The sequence below is a fragment of the Propioniciclava soli genome (assembly GCF_038502305.1).
GTDB classification, from domain to species: domain Bacteria; phylum Actinomycetota; class Actinomycetes; order Propionibacteriales; family Propionibacteriaceae; genus Propioniciclava; species Propioniciclava soli.
Genome location: NZ_CP115965.1, coordinates 2859461 through 2878736 on the forward strand (window position 1 = coordinate 2859461; position 19276 = coordinate 2878736).

Annotated in this window: 21 protein-coding genes and 1 pseudogene; 6 read left to right on the top strand and 16 right to left on the bottom strand. The window is 70.9% G+C overall.

Going from position 1 to position 19276, the window contains the following annotated elements:
• Positions 1-164: 164 nt before the first annotated feature.
• From PCC79_RS12880 to PCC79_RS12905, 6 genes and pseudogenes are all read right to left on the bottom strand, one after another.
• Positions 165-641 (bottom strand): annotated as a pseudogene (locus tag PCC79_RS12880) (general stress protein); the annotation flags it as partial.
• Positions 638-1591: a CoA ester lyase gene (locus PCC79_RS12885; protein ID WP_342372062.1), complete on the bottom strand. Its 954-nt coding sequence runs from the start codon at positions 1589-1591 to the stop codon at positions 638-640. The pseudogene PCC79_RS12880 and the gene PCC79_RS12885, both read right to left, overlap by 4 nt.
• A 41-nt stretch (positions 1592-1632) precedes the next feature.
• On the bottom strand, positions 1633-2442 hold the full coding sequence (locus PCC79_RS12890) for an IclR family transcriptional regulator (protein ID WP_342372063.1): 810 nt from the start codon (positions 2440-2442) through the stop codon (positions 1633-1635).
• A gap of 5 nt (positions 2443-2447) precedes the next feature.
• Positions 2448-3500, bottom strand: coding sequence for a D-2-hydroxyacid dehydrogenase (locus PCC79_RS12895; RefSeq protein ID WP_342372064.1), 1053 nt, complete (start codon positions 3498-3500; stop codon positions 2448-2450).
• The gene (locus PCC79_RS12900) at positions 3497-4255 is read right to left on the bottom strand and encodes a fumarylacetoacetate hydrolase family protein (protein ID WP_342372065.1); all 759 of its coding nucleotides are present in this window, start codon (positions 4253-4255) and stop codon (positions 3497-3499) included. Before PCC79_RS12900 ends, PCC79_RS12895 begins: the two co-directional genes overlap by 4 nt.
• 40 nt (positions 4256-4295) lie before the next feature.
• The gene (locus PCC79_RS12905) at positions 4296-5675 is read right to left on the bottom strand and encodes an MFS transporter (RefSeq protein WP_342372066.1); all 1380 of its coding nucleotides are present in this window, start codon (positions 5673-5675) and stop codon (positions 4296-4298) included.
• A gap of 171 nt (positions 5676-5846) precedes the next feature.
• On the opposite strand from PCC79_RS12905, the gene PCC79_RS12910 reads away from it, so the two are divergent.
• A complete protein-coding gene (locus PCC79_RS12910) occupies positions 5847-6773 on the top strand; it encodes an NAD(P)-dependent oxidoreductase (protein WP_342372067.1) in 927 nt (308 codons plus the stop codon).
• A 63-nt stretch (positions 6774-6836) separates the two neighbouring features.
• Here PCC79_RS12910 and PCC79_RS12915 read toward each other — a convergent pair whose 3' ends face one another.
• A complete protein-coding gene (locus PCC79_RS12915) occupies positions 6837-7517 on the bottom strand; it encodes a GNAT family N-acetyltransferase (protein ID WP_342372068.1) in 681 nt (226 codons plus the stop codon).
• 267 nt (positions 7518-7784) lie between these two features.
• On the opposite strand from PCC79_RS12915, the gene PCC79_RS12920 reads away from it, so the two are divergent.
• Positions 7785-8198, top strand: a complete 414-nt coding sequence (locus PCC79_RS12920; protein WP_232548482.1) for an OsmC family protein — start codon at positions 7785-7787, stop codon at positions 8196-8198.
• A gap of 31 nt (positions 8199-8229) precedes the next feature.
• Here PCC79_RS12920 and PCC79_RS12925 read toward each other — a convergent pair whose 3' ends face one another.
• The 5 genes from PCC79_RS12925 to dapA are packed head-to-tail and all read right to left on the bottom strand — an operon-like array spanning position 8230 to position 12639.
• Positions 8230-9381, bottom strand: a complete 1152-nt coding sequence (locus tag PCC79_RS12925; protein ID WP_232548481.1) for an Mrp/NBP35 family ATP-binding protein — start codon at positions 9379-9381, stop codon at positions 8230-8232.
• Between the two features lie 51 nt (positions 9382-9432).
• Positions 9433-9975 carry a DUF1003 domain-containing protein gene (locus PCC79_RS12930; RefSeq protein ID WP_232548480.1) on the bottom strand — a complete coding sequence of 181 codons (543 nt, stop codon included), beginning with the start codon at positions 9973-9975 and terminating at the stop codon, positions 9433-9435.
• Positions 9959-11224: a magnesium transporter MgtE N-terminal domain-containing protein gene (locus PCC79_RS12935; RefSeq protein WP_332836166.1), complete on the bottom strand. Its 1266-nt coding sequence runs from the start codon at positions 11222-11224 to the stop codon at positions 9959-9961. The genes PCC79_RS12930 and PCC79_RS12935 overlap by 17 nt, the downstream gene beginning before the upstream one ends.
• A 17-nt stretch (positions 11225-11241) precedes the next feature.
• Positions 11242-11742: a sec-independent translocase gene (locus PCC79_RS12940; protein ID WP_232548479.1), complete on the bottom strand. Its 501-nt coding sequence runs from the start codon at positions 11740-11742 to the stop codon at positions 11242-11244.
• Between the two features lie 18 nt (positions 11743-11760).
• Positions 11761-12639: a 4-hydroxy-tetrahydrodipicolinate synthase gene (gene dapA, locus PCC79_RS12945; protein WP_232548478.1), complete on the bottom strand. Its 879-nt coding sequence runs from the start codon at positions 12637-12639 to the stop codon at positions 11761-11763.
• 38 nt (positions 12640-12677) lie between these two features.
• Here dapA and PCC79_RS12950 point away from each other — a divergent pair, with 38 nt between their 5' ends.
• From PCC79_RS12950 to PCC79_RS12960, 3 genes are all read left to right on the top strand, one after another.
• Positions 12678-13334: an O-methyltransferase gene (locus tag PCC79_RS12950; RefSeq protein ID WP_232548477.1), complete on the top strand. Its 657-nt coding sequence runs from the start codon at positions 12678-12680 to the stop codon at positions 13332-13334.
• Positions 13335-13514: 180 nt separating this feature from the next.
• Positions 13515-14087 carry a type IV toxin-antitoxin system AbiEi family antitoxin domain-containing protein gene (locus PCC79_RS12955; protein WP_232548476.1) on the top strand — a complete coding sequence of 191 codons (573 nt, stop codon included), beginning with the start codon at positions 13515-13517 and terminating at the stop codon, positions 14085-14087.
• On the top strand, positions 14084-14983 hold the full coding sequence (locus tag PCC79_RS12960) for a nucleotidyl transferase AbiEii/AbiGii toxin family protein (protein ID WP_342372069.1): 900 nt from the start codon (positions 14084-14086) through the stop codon (positions 14981-14983). The genes PCC79_RS12955 and PCC79_RS12960 overlap by 4 nt, the downstream gene beginning before the upstream one ends.
• A 315-nt stretch (positions 14984-15298) precedes the next feature.
• Here the strand turns inward: PCC79_RS12960 and glgC are convergent, their stop codons facing one another.
• A complete protein-coding gene (gene glgC, locus PCC79_RS12965; protein ID WP_232548474.1) occupies positions 15299-16522 on the bottom strand; it encodes a glucose-1-phosphate adenylyltransferase in 1224 nt (407 codons plus the stop codon).
• Between the two features lie 115 nt (positions 16523-16637).
• Between glgC and glgA the strand changes: the two genes are divergently transcribed.
• Positions 16638-17834, top strand: coding sequence for a glycogen synthase (gene glgA, locus PCC79_RS12970; protein WP_342372070.1), 1197 nt, complete (start codon positions 16638-16640; stop codon positions 17832-17834).
• A 114-nt stretch (positions 17835-17948) separates the two neighbouring features.
• On the opposite strand, the gene PCC79_RS12975 is transcribed toward glgA, so the two are convergent.
• From PCC79_RS12975 to PCC79_RS12985, 3 genes are read right to left on the bottom strand one after another with little or no spacing between them, the layout of a single operon-like run.
• Positions 17949-18116 (bottom strand): DUF3117 domain-containing protein, encoded by a 168-nt coding sequence (locus PCC79_RS12975; protein ID WP_232548472.1) that lies wholly within the window; start codon positions 18114-18116, stop codon positions 17949-17951.
• The gene (locus PCC79_RS12980) at positions 18104-18478 is read right to left on the bottom strand and encodes a DivIVA domain-containing protein (protein ID WP_342372071.1); all 375 of its coding nucleotides are present in this window, start codon (positions 18476-18478) and stop codon (positions 18104-18106) included. Before PCC79_RS12980 ends, PCC79_RS12975 begins: the two co-directional genes overlap by 13 nt.
• Positions 18478-19260 carry a TIGR00730 family Rossman fold protein gene (locus tag PCC79_RS12985; RefSeq protein WP_232548470.1) on the bottom strand — a complete coding sequence of 261 codons (783 nt, stop codon included), beginning with the start codon at positions 19258-19260 and terminating at the stop codon, positions 18478-18480. Before PCC79_RS12985 ends, PCC79_RS12980 begins: the two co-directional genes overlap by 1 nt.
• Positions 19261-19276: the final 16 nt, after the last annotated feature.

Sequence of the window (19276 nt, forward strand, 5' to 3'; positions counted from 1 at the left end):
GGGTAGCCGTACCCCTGGGGGTAGCCCTGCCCGCCGGGCGCGGGCTGCTGCTGGGGGTAGCCCTGCTGGCCGTACCCCTGGGGAGGCTGACCGTAACCCTGTTGCGGCTGGCCACCCCAGGGCTGCCCCTGGCCGCCCTGCGGGGTGAACGCCTGCTGCGCGCCGGGGCCCCGCGTCAACAGCTCACGGGCCTGGGCGGCGACCTTGTGCTCGCACAGCACCTCGTACTTGGTCGCCACGGTCTGGGTGATCGAGGTGAAGTCGCGCTGCCCCCGGCTCAGCAGGTAGCCGAGGACGGCGAACAGGAGCCCGATGACCACACCGATGACCAGCGCGGTGAACAACGTGGTGAGGAAGTTCCCGGGGAACAGCAGGATCATGAAGATCGCGACGATGAAACCCGTCGAGAGGCCGCTCATGACGCCCTGGCCCAGCACGGTGCCCCACGTCCGCCGCCCGGTGACCCGCTCCATCAGCTTGAGGTCGGTGCCGACGATGGCGAGGTTCTTCACGGGGAAGTCCTGGTCGGCCAGCCGATCGACCGCCTGTTGGGCGTCCGCATAGGTGTCGAACACCCCCACGGACTGGGGGTACTCGAGCTTGAACACCGAGGCGTTGGCGAGCGGGTTCTGCTGGGTCATGCGTGGTCCTCCTCCGCCGCGTGAGCGGCCGTGCCCCGCGCCAGGATGGCTGCGGCGAGCTTGACGCCGGCCTCGTCGACCATCTCGTCGTCCACCACGATAGCTCCCCGGGCGCCGCCCCCCACCGAGGTGGACTCCGCGTAGGCGGCCATGATGCGCTCGGCCCGTTCGACATCGGCAGCCGCAGGGCTGAAGATCGCGTTGCCTGCCTCCACCTGCGCGGGGTGCAGCACCCACTTGCCGTCATAGCCCAGCGCCGCCGCCCGCTCCGCCGCGGTGCGGAACCCGTCGACGTCGCGGATCGCCACGAACGGCCCGTCGATCGCCTGCAGCCCGTGCGCCCGCGCGGCGACCAGAATGCTCATGAGCACGTGGTGGAAGGCGTCCGCGGGGTAGCCCGCCGGCTGGGCCCCCACGTTGAGCCCGCCCATGCCGAGGGACGCCATGAAGTCGCCCGGGCCGAACACGAGCGTCTCCAGGCGCGGCGAGGCGGCGGCGATCTCGGCGACGTGCAGCAGGCCGAGGGCGTCCTCGATCTGCACCTCCACGCCGATGCGACCGACCGGCAACCCGGCTGCCTGTTCGACCTGGGTCAGCAGCAGGTCGAGGGCCTTCACCTGGGCTGCGTCGGTGCACTTCGGCAGCACCAGGCAGTCGAGGCGCGCGCCCGCGCCGGAGACGACCTCGATGACATCGGCGTAGGTCCACGGGGTCGACCAGTCGTTGACGCGCACCGTCACGGTGGGTGCGGCGAAGCCGGCCGGATCATTCAGGGCGTCAACGATCCGCTGGCGCGACGCGGCCTTGACGGCCGGTGCGACGGCGTCCTCCAGATCGAGGAAGAGCGCGTCGACGCCGAGGCCACGCGCCTTGGCGATGAAGCGGTCGGAGCTGCCGGGCACGGCGAGGACGGTGCGTCGGACGCGGGCGGGAGAGGTCGCGGTGGGCATGGCTCCACCCTACGGCGCCCCGCGTGGAGCGGCGCGTGCCGCTACGACCCGGTGACCGTCGAGGGCTGCATCGGGTTGCCGAGCCGGCGCGAGAGGTGGCCCAGCTCGGTCACCATCGCGTCGCGCCGCTCGGCGGACGCCTCGGCGTCCAGCAACGTGACGCTGAGCGCCAGCACCGGGGCGTGCAGCCCCCGCGTCGGCACGGCGACCGCCAGGCCGACGACGTGGGGGGCGGATTCCTCCTCGTCCACCGCGAAGCCGCGGGCGCGGGCGTCCGCGAGATCGGCCAGCAGCTCGGGCAGGGTCGCCCGGCTGCGGGCGGTCAGCTGCGGCAGGTCAGGGATGCCGTGGTAGAGCCGGCGCACCTCGGCGTCGTCCAGCTTCGCCAGCAGCGCCTTGCCCTGGGCGGTGGCCGACGCGGGCGTGCGGTCACCGATCCCCGACGTGTAGCGGACGGGCGGGTGCCCCTCGTACCGGGCCAGACACAACGTGTCGATGCCGGCGAGCACCGACAGCCGGAGCGTCTCGCCGGCCATCAACGACGAGCGCGCGCAGGCGTCGTAGAACTCGGTCACCTGGTCGAGCCGCGAGAGGTACGCCCCGCCCAGCTCGACGGTGCGGCGTCCGAGCCAGTAGCCGGCCTCATCACGCCGGATGAGACCCCCCGCCTCCAGGGCGGTGCAGATCTGCAGGGTCGAGCTCTTCGCGACGCCGACCTCCCGGGCCAGCTCGCTGAGGGCGAGAAACCCCCGCGGGCTGGCCGCGAGCGCGTCGAGCACCGCCGTCGCGCGCACCACGGCGGGCGCGGCGCCGGCGGGGACGTCGTCGCGTCCACTCCGCGCGGGGGCCATGGGTCTCAGTAGAAGTGGACGCGGTCGATGGCGTTCACCAGCGGCTCGCCGTCGAGCAGCCGGCCGGCGTTCTCGGCGAACATGCGCGCGATCAGCTCGTCCTCACCGTCGTTGAGGGCGCCGGTGTGCGGGGACACGATCACGTTGTCCATGCCCCACAGCGGGCTGTCGGACGGCAACGGCTCGACCGCGAAGACGTCGAGGGCGGCGAACCCCACCCGGCCGTCGACGAGCGCGGCGACGAGGGCATCCTCGTCCACGCACGCGCCGCGACCGGTGCTGGCGAAGATCACCCCGGGCTTGACGTTGGCGAACACCTCGGCCGAGATCAACCCGTCGGTGTCGGACGCCTGCGGCAGGGTGTTGATGATGGCATCGGCGCTGCTGACGACGCGGGCGAGCTCGGCGGTCGGGTACACCTGCTCGACACCGTCGACCTCGCGCAGGGACCGGTTGACCCCGATGACGCGGGCGCCCAGGGCGGCGAAGCGCGCGGCCGTCGTCCGCCCGATGTTGCCCATGCCGACGACGAGCACCGTCATCTCCGAGACCTGCTTCATGGCCCAGCGCGTCGACCACTCCCGGTTGCGCTGCTGCCGCTGGAGCCGCGGCAGGTCCTTGGCGCCGGCGAACACCCCGAACAGCGCGAACTCGGCCAGGGTGTCACCGTGCGCACCCGCCGAGGTGGTGAACTCCACGGCCGCCATCTCCTGGGGGCTGAGGCCGGCCGCCTTCACCTGCGCCCCACCACCGGCGGCCATGGTGTGCACCCAGCGCAACCCGGGGTTGGCCCGCACCGTGCGGGCCAGCGCTGCCGGCTTGGTGTCGGGGATGCCGTAGAGCGCGTCCGCGGCGTCGCACAGCTCCTCGAACCGGGCCTGCTGCTCAGGCGTCCGCTCGAAGGACGGGTCGCCCTCGTGGTCGCCCGGCCAGCGCATGGGGGCCAGCAGGTCCTGCTCCACGACGAGGTCGATGCGGGGTTCGAGATCGGTGAGTAGACCGCAGAGCTCGGGCTCCAGCGGCGTGGCGACGAACACCTTGAGACGGTCGGATGTCATGCGGGCACCTCCAGTGCACGAACGGGGTTGGTCAGGACGCCGATGCCGGCCACCGCGCAGGAGGCGACGACACCGGGAGCGATCGGGAACGCCGTGCCCGGCGCCCCCGTGAGAAGGATGTCACCCGGGCCCAACGTCAGGTGGTGACTCAGGTGGCTGAGCGCCTCGAACGGGTTCCAGGCGAGCGCGGCCGACGAGGACGCCGCCACGTCGACGCCGTCGACGAGCGCGGTCAGGGCCACGTCGAGGGCATTCAGGTCGGTCTCGATCCAGGGCCCGAGCGGCGTGAAGCCGTCGCCGTTCTTGGCCTGGGTACGGGTGTCATCGGCCGCCGCCTGGTCCACCGCGGTGACGTCGTTGCCGATGGTCCAGCCCAGGACGTGGGCGGGGGCGTCCGCCACCGAGACGTTGCGGCAGACGCGCCCCACCACGAGCGCCAGCTCGCACTCCCCCACCACCGCGCCGCGACGCGGGTCGAGCATGACGGGATCCTGGGCGCCGACGACGGTGCGGGCCGACTTGAGGAAGGCCTGCGGGGGCAGGGCGCGGTCGTCCGGGCCCGAGTTGTGCAGCATGCCGAGCACCACCCGCGGCTCGACGGGAGCGAGCAGGGGCGTCTGGTCAACCGGCCAGCTCGGGGCACCGGGGGCCGGGGCGGCGTCCGGGGCGAAGGGATCCGCGAGCGCGACCCACTCCCCACCGCGCGCCGCGACGGACCGCGGCCCCGCCACGGTGGCGATGCGGGCGATCCTCATGAGCCCGCCTCCGCACCGTGCGTCGACCCACCCGCGGCGGTCATCGCTGCAGCTCCAGGCCGGCGAAGCGGTCCTCGCCGTGGTGGGCGTCCTCGATCTTGGTGACGTCGCGGTGCACGGTCTCGGGGGTGAGGAAGGTGCAGGCGAACGTGATCGCGCTCAGCACGGCGACGTAGAGCCCGACGGGCCACCAGGCGTTGTTGGTGATGCTCAGCAGCCAGGCGCCGACGAACGGGCCGAGCCCGCCGGCGAGGATCGCGGAGAACTCGCGGGAGACGGCCACGCCGATGTAGCGGTGGCGGGCGCCGAACAGCTCGGGCAGGTGGGCGCACTGCGGGCCGAGCATGCCGTTGACGCCGAAGCCGATCGCCAGCGCCACGCAGACGATGCCGAGGATCGGGTTGCCGAGACTCATCAGGTACCAGCTCGGCAACGACCACACCAGCAGGAACAGCGCGCCGGCCCGGTAGACCGGGCGCCTCCCGAAGCGATCGGAGAGGGCTCCCGTGAACGGAATCGTGAACAACCCCAGGATGGACGCCGCGGCCACGGCGATCGGGCCATAGGAGCGCTCGACGCCCATGAGCACCATGAACGAGATCGCGAGGTTGCTGTAGATGTAGGAGCCACCGTTCTCGGCCATGCGCAGGCCGATGCCGAGGGCCACGTTGCGGCCCGACGAGCGGAACAGCTCGCGCATCGGGTGGTCGGCCACCTGCTCGCTCTTCTCGAGCTCGATGTAGGCCGGCGTCTCGCGCAGGCGGGAGCGGATGTAGACCGCGACGATGATGAGCAGGAACGAGACGAGGAACGGCACGCGCCACAGCCAGCCGAGGAGCAACTCCTCCGGCGCGAGGGTGATGAGCCAGAACACCACGGACGCCAGCAGGGTGCCCAGCATGATGCCCACGAACGGCAGCGCGGAGAAGAAGCCCCGGCGCTTGCGCGGCGAGTACTCGGCCATCAACACGGTCGCGCCCGCCTGCTCGGCGCCGGCGCCGAGGCCCTGGGCGAGGCGCAGCACGATCAGCAGCACGGGTGCCACCCAGCCGGCGTCGCCGAGCTGCGCCGCGGTCGGCAGCGCGCCGATCAGGGTGGACGCCCCGCCCATCAGCGCGATCGTCACCATGAGCACCCACTTGCGCCCGATCTTGTCGCCGAGCACGCCGAAGAACAGTCCACCCAGCGGCCGGGCGAGGAAGCCGACGGCCAAGGTGGCGTAGGACGCGATCAGGCCGGCGTTGGTGCCCAACGCCGGAAAGAAGAGCTGGCCGAAGATGAGGGCGGCCGCCAGGCCGTAGAGGGCGAAGTCGTAGTACTCCAGCGCCGATCCGATCGAGGACGCGAGCGTCGCGCGGCGCAGGTTGTCGGCGTATTCCCGGTCGGACATGCCTCCCGGCCGGGCGGTGGTCTCGCTCATGTGAACTCCTGTGTCCGGCGGACGCGTCCGTGCGCCCGTCCTCTGCGATGGTAGACACGTTTGTGAACGCTGGTCAATAGGTTGAACGGTGTGGTCGCGGCAACCCGTCGGCCGGTGCCGTTCGCGCTAGGGTCGAGCCACCCCCGCGCCCGCCCGACGAAGGAGAGCACCATGGCCGCCACAGGATTCATCGGACTCGGCGTGATGGGGCGCCCCATGGCCCGCCACGTGATGGCGTCCGGACGCCCCGTCGTGCTGCACACCCGAACGCGCTCGAGGGTCGCCGACCTGGAGACGGCCGGAGCCGGCTGGGCGGATACCCCGGCCGAGCTCGCCCGGCGCTGCTCGGTGATCGTGTTCGTGCCGCCCACGATCGCCGACATCCGGGCGGTGACGTTCGGCGCCGACGGCGTGCTGGCCGGTGCCCTCTCCCCGGCCCCGGGGGGTGACGCCCCCGCGGACGCCGCGGGCCCACCGCTGCTGCTCGTCGTGAGCTCCACGTGCGGTGCAGCGGAGGTGAGAACGTTCGGCGAAGAGGTCCGGGCCGCGTCGCGAGGGCGCGTCACCGTGGTCGATGCCCCGGTGAGCGGCGGAGCCGAGGGCGCGGAGGTGGGGACGCTGTCGGTGATGGTGGGTGGCGCGGACGCCGACGCCGCCCGGGCCGTCGAGGTGCTGGGCGCGACCGGTCGCGCCGTCCACCTGGGACCGCTCGGCGCCGGCCAGGTCGCCAAGGCCTGCAACCAGCTCATCGTGGCCGCGACCGTCGTCGCCAACGCCGAGGCGGCGGTGGTCGCCGAGCGGGCGGGGCTCGACGTGGCCGCCCTGTTCGACCTGCTGGGCGGGGGGTACGCCGGCAGCCGGGTCATGGAGGTCAAGGCCCGCCGGTTCGCCGAGCACGACCACTCCCCCTCCGGGGCGGCGAAGTTCATGGTGAAGGATCTCCGTGCCTTCGCCGAGGTCGCCGCCGACACCGGCACGACCACCACGCTCACCGAACCGTTGCGGGACGCCTTCGGCGGGCTCACCGACGCGGGTCTGGGCGATGCCGACACCGCCGTGGTGCAGCACTGGATCGAGCTCGCCTCCGACCGCGCCTGACCCTGGCTCGCCTGACCCCGACCGCCCGACCGCCCCACCCGCGACGCGGGCCCCGCGGGCCGCTCAGGCCAGGGGCACCAGCAGGTTCGACCCGTACCGCTCCAGCCCGAGCGACACCGCGAGCGCCGTGGCCGCGGCGCTGCTACGCGCGACGCGCATCACCGCGAACCCCGATTGGTCCACCCCGTCGGCCAACGCGGCGGACGCCACCCGCGCGCCCAGACCGTGGCCGCGGTGCCCGGGCAGCACGAGGACGCCCACATCGGCCCGCCAGCCCCACAGGGGTGCGAGCGTGGCGGCGGCGAGGAGCTGCCCGTCGGCCTCGACGCCGAAGCCGAGAGCGGCGGGGCGGTCGAACCCGGCCTCAGCCCACTCCTCCGGGCGGACGCCCTCGCGCAGGCCGGCCAGTCGGTCGGGGCTGACCGGCGCCGCGTCCGCCGTGAGCGTGGTGGTGTGGTCGGCCCAGAAGTGATCAGCGGGCCCCCGCATGGGGGCGGACGCCAGCGGCGTCCAGAAGGCGGCGTCACCGAGCTCGGCGGGGCGGTGGCCGCGCACGTGGGCGGCGACGGCGTCCACGTGGGCGAGCGGGATGTCGACCCATGCCTGCCCGCCTAGCACCACCACCAGCGCCGCGTCGTCGTGACGCCCGCTCACGGTGAGCGTGATCGGGGTCAACCCCGGCACCGGCGCCCCGAGCCGCATCGCCCAGTGGCCGGCGATCCTGCTGCGGGTCGCGTCCAACACAGGGAGCACCCTAGAGGGTTCGCGCGCGTCGCGTCCCAACGCTCAACCCCGGCTCCACCTGGCGCACCCCGACGTCACCTGGCGCACCCCGGCGTCACTTGGCGCACCCTGGTGTCACGTGGCGCAGTGGAGCTCACGTGGAGGGCCTTGCAGGGGCCGCCAGGTGAGCTCCACTGCGCCACGTGGGCTGAGGGTGCGCCACGTGGGCTGAGAGTGCGCCACGTGGCGGGGCCGGGGAGACCGGGGGCGTCACGGCATCATGGGGTCATGGAGCCGAAGCCACCGACCACCGTCCACCTGAGCCGCCGCGGCCCGTCGTCCTACGAGGCGACCAACGCCCGCGGCGTCCGCCTGCCGATCGGCGGGGAGGACGGGTTCTCCCCGGTCGAGCTGCTGCTGGCCGCCGTCGCGGGGTGCTCGGCGGTGGATGTCGATGTGATGACCTCGCGGCGCGCCGAGCCGGAGTCCTTCGCGGTGACCGCGTCGGGCCGCAAGGTGCGCGAGGGCGGCAACCACCTCGAGGACGTCGAGGTGGTCTTCCGCCTCCGCTTCCCCGAGGGCGACGCCGGCGACCAGGCCCGGGCGCGGATCGCGCCGGCGGTCCGGGCGTCCGCGGAGCGCGACTGCACCGTCTCCCGGACGGTCGAGCTGCCCACGCCCGTCACGTTCACGATCGACTGACGCCCCCGGCGGGGCCGTCGAGGACGCCGCGTCAGCTCACGTGCAGGCTCAGCTTGCGGCCGGCCAAGCCGCGGCGCCGGGACGCCAGGTGCTCGGCGAGGTCGTCGAGGGCACGGGCGGCGGGGCGGTCGGCGTCCGTGGCCACCAGCGGCACCCCGGCGTCGCCGGACGCGCTCACCGCGGCGTCGATCGGCACCTGGGCGAGCAGCTTGATCGGGTAACCCAGGCGCAGGCTGAGCGCCTCGGCGACGCGCTCGCCGCCGCCGGAGCCGAACAGGTCAACGCGGTGGGACTCCCCACAGTGGGGGCACTCGGCGGCCAGGTAGGCCATGTTCTCCACGACGCCGATCACCTTCTGGTCGACCATCGACGCCATCGTGCCGGCCCGCTCGGCCACCTCGGCGGCGGCCTGCTGCGGCGTGGTGACCACCAGCACCTCCGCGTTCGGCAGCTTGGCCCCGAGCGACATCGCCACGTCGCCGGTGCCTGGCGGGAGGTCCACCAGCAGGTAGTCGAGGTCGCCCCAGTACACGTCGGCGAGGAACTGCTGCAGCGCCCGGTCGAGAATCGGCCCGCGCCAGGCGATCACCTGGTCACGGCTCTGCTTCAGCATGCCGATGCTGATGACCTTCAGGCCCTCCACCGGCACGGGCAGGATCATGTCGTCGATGCCGGTCACCTCGGCGTCCGCGATGCCCAGCATGGGCGGGATCGAGTGGCCGTAGATGTCGGCGTCCAGCACGCCGACCGACTTCCCGCGCGCCTCCAGCGCCTTGGCGAGGTTGACCGTCACGGACGACTTGCCCACGCCCCCCTTGCCGGACGCGACGAGGATCACCTGGGTCAGGTTGTCGTCCGCCGCGAACGGGATGATGCGTTCCCGGACGCCGCCGCGCAGCTTGGTCTTCAGCTCGGCGCGCTGCTCGTCCGACATCACGCCGAACTCGAGGTCCAGCCCGGTGAGACCCTCGACGCCCTGCAGCGCCGCGTGCACATCGTGCTCGATGGTGCCCTTCATGGGGCAGCCCGAGATCGTCAGCAACACCTTCACCGACGCGAGACCGGCCTCGTCCACCTCGACCTTCTCGACCATGTCGAGCTCGGTGATCGGCTTGTGGATCTCGGGGTCGTTGACGTGGGAGAGAACCTCCCAGACGGCATCGGTCAGGCTGGCGGCAGACATGCGCTCCACTCTACCGAGCCCACACCGGACGCCCGACCGCGCGGCCCGTGGTCAGCGGCGCCGCTCGGCCCGCTCCTCGGTGTCGCCGTCGCCCCGCTCGAGCTCCTCGAGCAGGTCGCGCAGCTCGGAGCGCAGGAAGTCCCGCGTCGGCATCTCGTTGATCCGCATGCGGAGCGCGGCGATTTCGCGGGCGAGGAAGTCCATGTCGGCCCGGCCCTGGGCGGCAACCTGCCGGTCGTGCTCGATGGTGACCCGGTCGCGTCCCTCCTGCCGGTTCTGGGCCAGCAGGATCAGCGGTGCCGCGTAGGACGCCTGCAGCGACAGCATGAGCGTCAGGAAGATGTAGGGAAAGGGATCCCCGAAGACGCCGGGCGCGATGTTGTTGATGACGATCCACGCGATGATGAACACCGTCATCCAGAAGAGGAAGTTTGCGGTGCCCATGAACCGGGCGAAGCTCTCGGCGAAGGCGCCGAAGGCGTCCTCGGGCAGCCGCACCCGGGGCAGCCACGTGGTGCGGCGTCCGGGGGTGTTGAGCCGTTCGGGCGTCGTCGGTCGATCGGGGAGGCTGGGTCGCTCAGACGAGGGGGCCACCGGTCACTCCTTCCGCGAGCTGGATCCCCCGCCAGTCGTCCGGGAGGATGTGGTCGAGCACGTCGTCGACCGTGACCGCGCCGAGGAGCCGATTGTCCTCGTCCACAACCGGCGCGCACACGAGGTCGTAGGTCGCGAAGTAGCGGCTGACCAGGGCGACGTCGGCGTCCGGGCGCAGGGGCGCGATGCCCGAGTCGACCAGGGACGCGGCCAGCAGCGACGGCGGTTCCCGCAACAGCTTCTGGATGTGGACGGCGCCCACGTAGCGCCCCGTCGGCGTGTCGAGCGGCGGGCGGCAGATGAACGCGAGGGCCGCCAGGGCCGGCGTGATCTCCTCGTTGCGGAGCAGCGCCAGGCAGTCCGCCACGGTGGCGTCGGGGCCGACCACCACCGGCTCGGGCGTCATCAGACCACCGGCGGTCGCGGGTGAGTAGTTCAGCAGGGCACGGACGTCCTCGGCCTCCTCGGGCTCCATGCGCTCCAAGATGGTCTCGGCCAGGTCGGGTGCCAGCTCGGCGATGAGATCGGCGGCGTCGTCCGGATCCATCTCCTCCAGGATGTCGGCGGCCCGCTCGGTGTCGAGCGTCCGGATCACCTCCACCTGCTCGGCCTCCGGCAACTCCTCCAGCGCGCCCGCGAGCATCTCGTCGTCCAGGGCCTCCACGACCTCGGCCCGCCGCGCGGGGCTCATCTCGTGCAGCTCGCGCGCCACGTCGGCCGGCTTCATCTCGGCCAGCTCGGCCAGCACCTGGTCTGTCCCCCGGGCGGTCTCGACGAAGAAGTCGGGCACCTCGTTCCAGTCCACGACCACGACGTGGCCGCGCGAGAACGGCGACCGGCTCGTGTTCTCCCGCAGCGCCACCTCCGTGACCTCCCACGCGCGCGTCCGCGTCCGCTCGATCGCGACATCGAAGATGGACGCCGCCGGCGCGCCGGGGCGGGTGACCGACTTGTCGAACAGGTCGGTGAACACCAGCGCCTCGGCGTCGCGCCGCTGGAACGCGACGGTGTTCACCACGCCCGAGATGATGATCTGCTGCGCGTCCACGGTGTGCACCCGCTCGATGGGCAGGAACACCCGGCGCAGGCGCAGCAGCTCGACGACCATGCCCTTCACCCGCGGCGGGCGGGCGTTCGTCCGGTTCTGGACGACGATGTCTCGGACCTTGCCCACCTGGTCGCCACTGGCGTCCAGCACGGGCAGGCCCTTGATGCGCGACACGAAGATCGACGTCGGGGATCCACTCACGCCCCGAAGGGTATCGCTCAGGTCGCCTCGGGATCGAAGGCGACCGCGCGGGGGGACGCGATGGCCGGGTCGCCGCCGCCGTGGTCGTCCGGGTCGTCGAGCACGGCCGCCGTCGCGCCCCCACCGGTGGACGCCCCCGCCGAGGCCGTGCCCGCCTTGGCCGCACTGGCCGAGCGGCCCGATTTCCGGGACGACCCGGTGGCCTCGTTCGCGGTGTCCTTGAGGAGCGTGCCGGCCTCCAGGGCGTCCTCGCGGATGGCCCGCAGATCCTCGATCTCATCCCCCGACAACAGGTGCCGCTGCACGAAGGTGCGCGGGTTCAGGTCGGTGATGTCGATGTGGTCCCACTCCGGCCCGAGTTCCTTGCGGATCTGCCCCCGGGCGTCGTTGCCGACCGCCCGCAGGTAGGCGATGATCCGGGCCGCCTTGCGCGCGAGGTCCGGCAGTTTCTCGGGGCCAAACACGATGATCGCCAGCATGACGAGCAGCGCGATCTCGCCGATGTTGAAATCAAACATGCGCCGTGGCCCCCGCGCTCAGAGCCCGGCGGACTCGAGCAGCTGGATGAACGTCCTCGCCTGCTGGGGGGTCGCCGGCTTCAGCGGACGCCGCAGCACCGCCTGCTGGAACCCCCGCGCCCCGAGCGCGGCCTTGACGAGCATGCAGCCCTGGGTCGCAAACACCCCGGTGTAGACGGGCAGCAGGCGCCGGTACAGCTCGAGGGCCTCCTCGCCGGCCCCGTCGGCCAGCAGATCCATCCACTCCTTGGTGAGTGCGCCGGTGAAATGGGTCGAGGTGCCCACCACGCCCGTGGCCCCGATGCTGAGCAGGGGCAGCGTCAGCGCGTCGTCGCCCGCGTAGTAGGCGAGGTCGGTCGCCGCCATGACGCGCGCGGAGCTGACGAGGTCACCCTTCGCGTCCTTCACCGCGACGATGCGCGGGTGGCGCGCCAGGTCGACCAGCGTGTTCTCGGTGATCGGGATTCCGGTCCGGCCCGGAATGTCGTAGAGCATCACCGGCAGCTCGGTGGCGTCGGCGACGATCATGAAGTGCTCCAGCACGGCGTCCACCGGCGGCTTGCTGTAGTAGGGGGTGACGACGAGGACGCCGTCCGCCTCGGCCTCGGCGGCGTCCCGGCAGCGCGCGACGGTGGCCGCGGTCTCGTTCGTGCCGACGCCGGCGATGATCGTGGCGCGGTCCCCCACCTCTGCCTTGACGGCCTTCAGCAGCGCCAGCTTCTCGGCGTCGCCGGTCGTCGGGGACTCCCCCGTCGTCCCGTTGATCACCAGGCCGTCGTTGTGCTGCTCGTCCACCAGGTACGCCGCCAGCCGCCGCGCCTCGTCCAGATCGAGCGATCCGTCGGGCGCGAAGGGCGTGACCATTGCGGTCACGAGCCGTCCGAAGGGTTGGGCCATGCCGCCAGTCTAGGGGCAACGTGTCCTAGGCTGTGACCGTGAACGCTGCCGCCAACACCACCTCCGCGACCGGCCAGGTCGCCTCCCTCGTCTACGCGGACGCCTTCGGCGCCGAGCCCGAGCACACCGCTGCGGCGCGGGACGCCGCCCGCTCGCTCGGCATCGCCGCCGCCACCCCCGGCACCGCCGCCCTCCTGGCACTGCTGGCCCGCATGGTCGGTGCCCGCGCCGCCGTCGAGATCGGCACCGGCGCCGGGGTGTCGGGGCTGGCGCTGCTGGCCGGCATGGAGCCGGACGGCATCCTCACCAGCATCGACCTCGAGCCCGAGCACCAGGCCGCCGCCCGCAAGGCGATCGCGAGCGCGGGCGTCCCCAACCGCCGGGCGCGCCTCATCGCCGGGGCAGGCCTGGCCGTGCTGCCCAAGTTGAGCGACGGCGCCTACGACTTCGTCTTCGTCGACGGCGACCCGCTGGAATACGTCGAGTACGTCGAGCAAGCGGCCCGCCTGTTGCGCAGCGGTGGCCTGCTGGTCGTCAACCACGCACTCGCCGGCGGCACCGTCGCCGACTCCGGCAACGAGGACGATGAGACCGTGATCATCCGCGAGGCCTTGGCCGCCACGCAGACCATGGAGGAGTTCACTCCCGTGCTGCTGCCCGTGGGTGACGGGCTTCTGGTGGCCCTGCGCACCTGAGCCGCAGTCGAAGCGGGAGAGCTGAGCCTGAACCAGTCGAAAGCAGCTTGGCCCGCGGCGTTCGAAGCAGCTGATCGATCGACTCTATCTTGGACGAGCCACGCCTCGCCCAACAGAAACCATCATAGATACGCTTGACCTGTAGCGGATTTCGCTGGACGAAAGGTTGGTGATGGACCCATGGCGCTGCCTGATCTGCTCAGCTACGACGACCTGGCGGGCCTGGGCCTCACTCGGTACCGCCTTGATCGACTTGTCGAGGCCGACGAATTCGAGCGCATTTCCCCTGGCCTGTTCCTTCGGTCGGGACTCGCAGACGACACGACCTCGGCGTGGATTGCGATCGCTGCGAGGAAGCCCGATGCGACGTTGTGCCTTCTCACGGCACTTTCACTGCACCAGCTGACCGATGAAATTCCCACCCGTAGCGACCTTGCCATCCCGCGCGGCACACAGCCTGTCACCGTGCGTCACGCACCCGTCGCCTGGCACCGCTTCGATGCCAGCACGTTCAGCATTGGTCGCGGAGAGCACGAGCTTCCAGGCGGTCAATCCATCGGTCTGTACCGCGCCGAGCGCACGCTGATCGACTTGTTCCGGCTACGACACACCTGGGGTAGCGACCTCGCCCTCGGTGCGCTCAAGCAGTGGCTGCGCGGGCGCGGCAACAGCCCCCATGTCCTGCTGACGATGGCCGAGGACTTTCCGCAGGCACGCCCAGCGATCCAGCATGCCTTGGAGGTTCTGCTGTGAGCCCGCAGCCGCGTCACGGCACGCCAGACGGCGACGCCACCATCGCCATTCGTACTCTCGCTCGGCAAACGCGTGCGGACGTGCAAGAGTTGCTGACGCTGTACGCACTTGAAGGCCTGCTGGCGCGGATCGCGCGCTCCCCGCACCGCGAGGACTTCGTCTTGAAGGGCGGCATGCTGCTCGCCGCGTTCGCCGCGCGCCGCCCCACGAAAGACATTGATCTACAAGCAACCAGACTGACCGGTGACCCAGAGGAGGTCGCCCAGAGGGTCCGCGCCATCGCTGCGCTGGACACCGCCGACGGGCTTGTCTTCGATCCCAAGAGCCTCGACGCGACGACGATCCGTGACGAGGACGAGTATGCCGGGGTTCGAGTGAGGCTGGCGGCGACTCTCGGAACCGCGCGGCTGACGATCGGGATCGACGTGAACTTCGGAGACCCGATCTGGCCGGCGCCGCGCCTCATCGATCTTCAGCGCGTTGTGCCTCTTGACCTACCACCCGTGACGTTGTTGGGGTACCCGCTGACGATGGTGCTGGCCGAGAAGATCGTCACTGCTCTCGATCGCGGCGTGGCCAACACCCGCTGGCGAGACTTTGCTGATGTCTACACCCTTGCGCGACTGCATCCAGTCGACGCACCCGAACTCCGCGCATCGATCGAAATGGTGTCCGAGTATCGCATGGTCGCACTTGCACCACTGTTGCCGGCGCTCGCGCCGATGAGCGAACGAGCGCAGCAGAAGTACCGGGCGTGGCGCACACGGTCCCACCGGGACGGAGACCTACCCGCAATGTTTGCCGATGTTCTCTCCGCGGTCGCGCACTTCGCAGATCCGGTGTTAGGCGCCCCCGCAATGGGGCGATGGAATCCGCTCCTCCAGATCTGGCAGTGAGCGGCCAAACCTTGGATCAACCACCAGGCGGACCATCCACCCGCCTGCCTTGCCGACATCAGGGCCACTGTCCCAAGTGCGGAGGGTCCTCGCATCGATGCCGACCCCCGTATGCCCGTGCCGGGCGCTACGAGCGTGGAGGTGTTGGCGTGTCACTGACTGGGCGTGCGCAGCCCCAGTATGAAACCGGCCACGGCTAGGCACAGACCCTTTGCTGAAGTCCTCGGACTCTCCTCAAGATCACGCACCTTCACGCTCCTAAAGCAAGCCGTCTCCAAGGTGGGACGGCCTGCTTCGGGCGAATCCTCAGCCGCCTCAGATCGTGGCGCGTCCGTTCTTCGGCACGGTCACGATGCCGTTGTCGGAGATGTGGAAGCCCCGGGCGAGATCGTGCTCGCGGTTGACGCCGACCTCGGCGCCGTCCTCCACGATGACGTTCTTGTCGAGGATCGCGCGGCGGACGACGGCGTTGCGGCCGATGCGCGCCCCCGAGAAGATGATCGACTCCTCCACCTTGGCCCACTTGTCCACGTGCACGTTCGGCGAGAGCACCGACCGGTCCACGTCGCCGCCGGAGATGATCGAGCCCGCGGAGACGATCGAATCCTCCGCCGTGCCGCGCAGCGTGAACTTCGCTCCGGGAGCCTGGGGCTGCTGGGTGAAGATGGGCCAGTCGCGGTTGTAGAGGTTGAAGTCGGGGTCGACGCTCACCAGGTCCATGTGGGCCGCGTGGTAGGCGTCGATGGTGCCGACGTCGCGCCAGTAGTTGCGGTCGCGCTCCGTGGAGCCCGGCACGTTGTTGTGGGTGAAGTCGTAGACCTGCGCCTGGCCCTTGTTCACGAAGAACGGCACGATGTTGCCGCCCATGTCGTGCTTGCTCGAGGCGTCGTCCGCGTCGGCCTGCAGGCACTCCACGAACGCCTTGCGCGTGAAGATGTAGTTGCCCATCGACGCGTACGACTCTTCGGGGCTGTCGGGCAGCCCCGGCGGGTCGGCCGGCTTCTCGAGGAACTGCGCTATCTTGTTGGACGCCTCGGCGTCGATGATGCCGAAGGCGGACGCCTCGTGCCGTGGCACCCGGATGCCGGCCACGGTGCACTCCAGCCCGGAATCGATGTGGGCGTCGAGCATCTTCGCGACGTCCATCCGGTAGATGTTGTCGGCACCGAAGACGACCACGTAGTCGGGGTCCTCGTCGTTGATGAGATTCATCGACTGGAAGATCGCGTCGGCAGACCCCATGAACCACTGCTTGCCGGTGCGCTGCTGCGCGGGCACGGAGGTGACGAAGCTGCCGAGCAGAGTCGACATCCGCCACGTCTGCGCGATGTGTCGGTCCAGCGAGTGCGACTTGTACTGGGTGAGGACGGCGATCTTCGTCAGTGAGGAGTTCGCCAGGTTGGAGAGGACGAAGTCGATGAGGCGGTAGGTGCCCCCGAAGGGCACCCCCGGCTTGGCCCGGTCAGCAGTGAGGGGCATCAGACGCTTGCCCTCGCCACCGGCCAGGACAATCGACAGGACGTTCGGTCGATTGGGCATGGCACCAAACTAGTTGCTGGACGCCCGCGGCGCACCCCTATTCGACGAACGTCTCCACCTGTGGAGGGTCGCGAGTTTCGGACGCGGCGCCACGCCGGGTGTGCGACGATCAGGCATGCGCGTATCCATCCTGACCCGCGAGTACCCCCCGCACATCTACGGGGGCGCCGGCGTCCACGTCGGTCAGCTCGTCCCCCAGCTGGCGAAGTTCACCGATTCCGTCGACGTCCAGTGCATGGGCGAGCCGCGCGAGGGCGCGACGGCTCACTCCGAGGCCTACCCCGAAGGGGCCAACGCGGCCCTGCGCACCGTGGCCGCCGACGTGTCGATGGCCGCTGCGATTCCCGAGGTCGATGTCGTCCACGCCCACACCTGGTACGCCCAGTTCGCCGGAATCCTGGCCAGCGAGTTCCAGGACATCCCGCTCGTCGTCACCGCCCACTCCCTCGAGCCCGACCGGCCATGGAAGGTCGAGCAGCTCGGCGGCGGGTACCGCGTCAGCTCGTGGGTCGAGAAGACCGCCTATGAGAACGCGGACGCCGTCATCGCCGTCTCGGCGGCCATGATCAAGAACATCCAGGACGCCTACCCCTTCGTGGAGACCGAGCGGATCCACGTCGTCAAGAACGGGATCGACCCCGAGGAGTTCAAGCCCGACCCCGACGACGCCGTGCTGGCCGAGCTCGGCGTCCCCCGCGACGGGCCGCTCGTCGTGTTCGTCGGACGCATCACGCGCCAGAAGGGGTTGGTGCACCTCGTGCGTGCAGCCCAGGAGTTCGACGAGAACGTCACCCTGCTGCTGCTGGCGGGCGCCCCGGACACCCCGGAGATCGCCGCCGAGTTCCAGGAGGCGTTCGGGGAGCTGAACCAGCGGCGTCCGGGCCGGGTCTTCTGGGTGCAGGAGATGCTGCCGCGCGAGAAGGTCCGCCAGGTGCTGACCGCTGCCGACCTGTTCGCCTGCCCGTCGGTCTACGAGCCGCTCGGCATCGTCAACCTCGAGGCCATGGCGTGCGAGACCGCCGTGGTGGCCTCGGCGGTCGGCGGCATCCCCGAGGTCGTGGTCGACGGCGAGACCGGCCTGCTGGTGCCCTACGACCCGGCCAGGGCGGGCGATGCGGAGTTCGTCGCGGGCTTCGAGTCCGACTTCGCCGCGCGCATCAACGAGCTCGCTCGCGACCTCGACCGGGCCCACGCGATGGGCAAGGCCGGTCGCCAGCGCTGCATCGACGAATTCTCATGGGAGAAGATCGCCCAGGAGACCGTCGAGGTCTACCGCGCTGCCGCCGAGCACCGCAAAGCCCGCCGGGGCTGAGCGCACCGCCCGCGAGAACGGCCCCCGGAGCGCGCTCCGGGGGCCGTTCGTCGTGATGCGGGTTGGGGTGTCGGTGTGGGATGTCGGTGTGGGGGTGCCGAGGGAGGGAGGGCGTCAGCCCACGACCGCCTTGAGCGCCTCGAGCAGCTCGGCCGCCTCGGTCGCATTCATCTCGATCACCAGCCTGCCGCCACCGTCGGCCGGGATGCGCATCGCGATCACGCGGGACTCCTTCGCGACCTCGATCGGACCCTCACCCGTGCGGGGCTTCATTGCTGCCATGGTTCTCCCTCTCCTGATTGCTGCGAGAACTCGTCTGCCGCCATTATCGCAGACCCGTCCGCCTGGGGGGTGACCTCGTCGGGTGCGCCCCCGGCGTCGACGGGGCGGAAATACGACTCCGTCGTGGCCGAGAGCTGCCGCTCCAGCCGCGCCAGCAGCTCATCCACCTGGGCCATCGAGTAGCCCCGGACGTCGACCCGAAACTGCACGGCCCGCAGCTCCTCGGCCCCCAGCGGGCCGTCCGGCAGGTCAAGCACGGGGGCGTCGTGCTCGGGGCCGGGCAACGCGCCGAGGCCACCGGACGCCACCACGGCCCCCGCCCCCAGCACGACGACGGCCAAGACCCAGAGAATCCACTCCATCAGGCGTCGCCGTCCGGCTCCTCGGTGAGCCGGTGCGCCAGGGCGGCCTGCTCGCGCCGGTGCGCGGCGATGATGGCGACGGCCTCGTCGACGTCGTCGGTGAGGTGGAGCATGTCGCGATCGGGGGCGCTGATGTACCCGTCGTCGCGCAGCGAGTTCTCCACCCAGCTGAGCAGGCCCGACCAGTGGTCACGGCCGAACAGCACGAGCGGGAAGGAGGTCACCTTCTGCGTCTGCACCAAGGTGAGGGCCTCGAACAGCTCGTCGAGCGTGCCGTAACCGCCCGGCATGACCACGAAACCCTGCGCGTACTTCAGGAACATCACCTTGCGCACGAAGAAATAGCGGAAGTTGATGCCGAGGGTCACGTACTTGTTCAGCTTGTCCTCGAACGGCAGCTCGATGCCGAGCCCCACCGAGACGCCGCCGGCCTCGGCGGCCCCCTTGTTCGCGGCCTCCATCAGGCCGGGGCCGCCGCCGGTGATGGTCGCGAAACCCGCCTCGGCGAGCGCCTGACCCAGCCGGACGCCCTCGGCGTACAGCGGGTGGCTGCGCGGCGTCCGCGCCGAGCCGAACACGCTGACGGCCGGCCCCAGCTCGGCGAGCGTGCCGAACCCCTCGACGAACTCGGCCTGGATGCGCATGACCCGCCACGGGTCGGCGTGCACCCAGTCGGTGTCCCCACGCCCCTGGAGGAGCCGCTGGTCGGTCGTGGTCTGCTGAACTTGGTCGGCACGCCGGAGGACCGGCCCCTGCCGCGTCCCCTTCCGCTTCTTCGTCACGGACGCCAGCCTAACG

Coding starts and splice junctions, on each gene's coding strand:
- glgC (WP_232548474.1), bottom strand. CDS start 16,522: ATGCCCAATCGACCGAACGTCCTGTCGATTGTCCTGGCCGGTGGCGAG.
- PCC79_RS12905 (WP_342372066.1), bottom strand. CDS start 5,675: ATGAGCGAGACCACCGCCCGGCCGGGAGGCATGTCCGACCGGGAATAC.
- PCC79_RS12980 (WP_342372071.1), bottom strand. CDS start 18,478: ATGGAGTGGATTCTCTGGGTCTTGGCCGTCGTCGTGCTGGGGGCGGGG.
- PCC79_RS12940 (WP_232548479.1), bottom strand. CDS start 11,742: ATGTTTGATTTCAACATCGGCGAGATCGCGCTGCTCGTCATGCTGGCG.
- PCC79_RS12910 (WP_342372067.1), top strand. CDS start 5,847: ATGGCCGCCACAGGATTCATCGGACTCGGCGTGATGGGGCGCCCCATG.
- PCC79_RS12925 (WP_232548481.1), bottom strand. CDS start 9,381: ATGTCTGCCGCCAGCCTGACCGATGCCGTCTGGGAGGTTCTCTCCCAC.
- PCC79_RS12920 (WP_232548482.1), top strand. CDS start 7,785: ATGGAGCCGAAGCCACCGACCACCGTCCACCTGAGCCGCCGCGGCCCG.
- PCC79_RS12975 (WP_232548472.1), bottom strand. CDS start 18,116: ATGGCAGCAATGAAGCCCCGCACGGGTGAGGGTCCGATCGAGGTCGCG.
- PCC79_RS12955 (WP_232548476.1), top strand. CDS start 13,515: ATGGCGCTGCCTGATCTGCTCAGCTACGACGACCTGGCGGGCCTGGGC.
- PCC79_RS12885 (WP_342372062.1), bottom strand. CDS start 1,591: ATGCCCACCGCGACCTCTCCCGCCCGCGTCCGACGCACCGTCCTCGCC.
- glgA (WP_342372070.1), top strand. CDS start 16,638: ATGCGCGTATCCATCCTGACCCGCGAGTACCCCCCGCACATCTACGGG.
- PCC79_RS12895 (WP_342372064.1), bottom strand. CDS start 3,500: ATGACATCCGACCGTCTCAAGGTGTTCGTCGCCACGCCGCTGGAGCCC.
- dapA (WP_232548478.1), bottom strand. CDS start 12,639: ATGGCCCAACCCTTCGGACGGCTCGTGACCGCAATGGTCACGCCCTTC.
- PCC79_RS12900 (WP_342372065.1), bottom strand. CDS start 4,255: ATGAGGATCGCCCGCATCGCCACCGTGGCGGGGCCGCGGTCCGTCGCG.
- PCC79_RS12890 (WP_342372063.1), bottom strand. CDS start 2,442: ATGGCCCCCGCGCGGAGTGGACGCGACGACGTCCCCGCCGGCGCCGCG.